The following is a 3,343-nucleotide window of genomic DNA, read 5'->3' as shown; positions in this document are numbered from 1 at the left end:
GGACGCGAGCATCTGTGGCCAAGTTTTTAAGGGCGCACGGTGGATGCCTTGGCACTAAGAGCCGATGAAGGACGTGACTAACGACGATATTCTAGGGGGAGCAGTAAGTACGCATTGATCCCTAGGTCTCCGAATGGGGAAACCCAGCTGCTACTAGCAGTTATTCATGAGTGAATACATAGCTCATGTAAAGGTAACGCAGAGAACTGAAACATCTAAGTACCTGCAGGAAGAGAAAGTAAAAACGATTTCGTAAGTAGCGGCGAGCGAACGCGAAGAAGGGCAAACCAAGAAGCTTGCTTCTTGGGGTTGTAGGACTGCAACGTGGACTTAAGCATTATAGTCGAATAACCTGGGAAGGTTAATCAAAGAGGGTAATAATCCCGTAGACGAAATAGCGCTTATACCTAGCAGTATCCTGAGTAGGGCTGGACACGCGAAATCCAGTTTGAATCCGGGAGGACCATCTCCCAACCCTAAATACTCCTTAGTGACCGATAGTGAACCAGTACCGTGAGGGAAAGGTGAAAAGAACCCCGAGAGGGGAGTGAAATAGCACCTGAAACCGTGTGCCTACAAGAAGTTCGAGCCCGTTAATGGGTGAGAGCGTGCCTTTTGTAGAATGAACCGGCGAGTTACGTTATGATGCGAGGTTAAGTTGAAGAGACGGAGCCGTAGGGAAACCGAGTCTGAATAGGGCGACTTAGTATCATGATGTAGACCCGAAACCTAGTGACCTATCCATGAGCAGGGTGAAGGTGTGGTAAGACGCACTGGAGGCCCGAACCAGGACACGTTGAAAAGTGTTTGGATGACTTGTGGATAGCGGAGAAATTCCAAACGAACTGGGAGATAGCTGGTTCTCTCCGAAATAGCTTTAGGGCTAGCGTCGAAATGTAAGTGTATTGGAGGTAGAGCACTGTTTGGGTGAGGGGTCCGTCTAGGATTACCAATCTCAGATAAACTCCGAATGCTAATACACATGTTCGGCAGTCAGACTGCGAGTGCTAAGATCCGTAGTCGAAAGGGAAACAGCCCAGACCAACAGCTAAGGTCCCAAAATATATGTTAAGTGGAAAAGGATGTGGGGTTGCACAGACAACTAGGATGTTAGCTCAGAAGCAGCTATCATTCAAAGAGTGCGTAATAGCTCACTAGTCGAGTGACCCTGCGCCGAAAATGTACCGGGGCTAAACATATTACCGAAGCTTTGGATTGATATTTTATCAATGGTAGGAGAGCGTTCTTAACCGCGATGAAGGTATACCGTGAGGAGTGCTGGAGCGTTAAGAAGTGAGAATGCCGGTATGAGTAGCGCAAGATAAGTGAGAATCTTATCCACCGTAAGACTAAGGTTTCCAGGGGAAGGCTCGTCCGCCCTGGGTTAGTCGGGACCTAAGGCGAGGCCGAAAGGCGTAGTCGATGGACAACTGGTTGATATTCCAGTACTAGATATGATCGTGATGGAGGGACGCAGTAGGCTAAGAGATGCCAGTTAATGGATTCTGGTCTAAGCAGTGAGGTGTGAGATGTGTCAAATGCATTTCTCTTTAACATTGAGCTGTGATGGGGAAGCAACTACGGTTGCGAACTCTCTGATGTCACACTGCCAAGAAAAGCTTCTAGCGTAAAGTCATATCTACCCGTACCGCAAACCGACACAGGTAGTCGAGGCGAGTAGCCTCAGGTGATCGAGAGAACTCTCGTTAAGGAACTCGGCAAAATAGCCCCGTAACTTCGGGAGAAGGGGTGCTGGTGTAAAAGCCAGCCGCAGTGAATAGGCCCAAGCAACTGTTTATCAAAAACACAGCTCTCTGCTAAACCGCAAGGTGATGTATAGGGGGTGACGCCTGCCCGGTGCTGGAAGGTTAAGAGGAGTGCTTAGACGTAAGTCGAAGGTATGAATTGAAGCCCCAGTAAACGGCGGCCGTAACTATAACGGTCCTAAGGTAGCGAAATTCCTTGTCGGGTAAGTTCCGACCCGCACGAAAGGCGTAATGATTTGGGCACTGTCTCAACGAGAGACTCGGTGAAATTTTAGTACCTGTGAAGATGCAGGTTACCCGCGACAGGACGGAAAGACCCCATGGAGCTTTACTGTAGTTTGATATTGAGTACCTGTAAGTCATGTACAGGATAGGTAGGAGCCATTGAAATAGGGACGCTAGTTTCTATTGAGGCGTTGTTGGGATACTACCCTTGACTTATGGTTACTCTAACCCGCTGGCATAATCGGCCAGGGAGACAGTGTCTGACGGACAGTTTGACTGGGGCGGTCGCCTCCTAAAGAGTAACGGAGGCGCTCAAAGGTTGGCTCAGATTGGTTGGAAATCAATCGTAGAGTGTAAAGGTAAAAGCCAGCTTGACTGCGAGAGCTACAACTCGAGCAGGTAGGAAACTAGGACTTAGTGATCCGGTGGTACCGCATGGAAGGGCCATCGCTCAACGGATAAAAGCTACCCTGGGGATAACAGGCTTATCTCCCCCAAGAGTTCACATCGACGGGGAGGTTTGGCACCTCGATGTCGGCTCGTCGCATCCTGGGGCTGTAGTCGGTCCCAAGGGTTGGGCTGTTCGCCCATTAAAGCGGCACGCGAGCTGGGTTCAGAACGTCGTGAGACAGTTCGGTCCCTATCCGTCGCGGGCGTAGGTAATTTGAGAGGATCTGTCCTTAGTACGAGAGGACCGGGATGGACTTACCGCTGGTGTACCAGTTGTTCCGCCAGGAGCACGGCTGGATAGCTATGTAGGGAAGGGATAAGCGCTGAAAGCATCTAAGTGCGAAGCCCACCTCAAGATGAGATTACCCATTCGTAAGAATTAAGAGCCCAGAGAGATGATCTGGTAGATAGGCTGGAAGTGGAAGAGTTGCGAGACTTGGAGCGGACCAGTACTAATCGCTCGAGGACTTTACCAAAAGAGTCAAATATAATATGCTTATGGTTTAAAAGTTAGAAGAATTGTTATTTAGTTTTGAATGTTCAAGGTAACATTTAATGATTTGGTCATCATTGCGATGGAGATACACCTGTTCCCATGTCGAACACAGAAGTTAAGTCCATCTACGGCGGAAGTACTTGGGGGTTGCCCCCTGGGAGATAGGCGAGTGGCCAAGTTTTGGGAGTTTAGCTCAGCTGGGAGAGCATCTGCCTTACAAGCAGAGGGTCAGCGGTTCGATCCCGTTAACTCCCATTGGTTGTTTCAGCCATTAAGTGAATAAAGGTTCTGTAGTGTAGCGGTTATCACGTCGCCCTGTCACGGCGAAGATCGCGGGTTCGATTCCCGTCAGAACCGTTAGTAGAAATACTAATGACTCGTTAGCTCAGTTGGTAGAGCATTTGAC

2 tRNA genes and 2 rRNA genes are annotated in these 3,343 nt (G+C 49.1%); all 4 read left to right on the top strand.

What is annotated here, in order from left to right:
• The first annotated feature begins 16 nt into the window (after positions 1-16).
• Positions 17-2,917, top strand: a 23S ribosomal RNA gene (locus AB0I11_RS34230).
• A gap of 83 nt (positions 2,918-3,000) precedes the next feature.
• Positions 3,001-3,116 (top strand): 5S ribosomal RNA (rrf, locus tag AB0I11_RS34225).
• A 3-nt stretch (positions 3,117-3,119) separates the two neighbouring features.
• Positions 3,120-3,192 (top strand) — tRNA-Val (locus tag AB0I11_RS34220).
• A gap of 29 nt (positions 3,193-3,221) precedes the next feature.
• Positions 3,222-3,294 (top strand) — tRNA-Asp (locus tag AB0I11_RS34215).
• The last annotated feature ends 49 nt before the right edge of the window (positions 3,295-3,343 follow it).

The organism is Micromonospora sp. NPDC050495, from assembly GCF_040655175.1.
Taxonomy (GTDB): Bacteria; Actinomycetota; Actinomycetes; order Mycobacteriales; family Micromonosporaceae; genus Micromonospora.
This window is presented reverse-complemented; position numbering and strand designations above follow the sequence as displayed.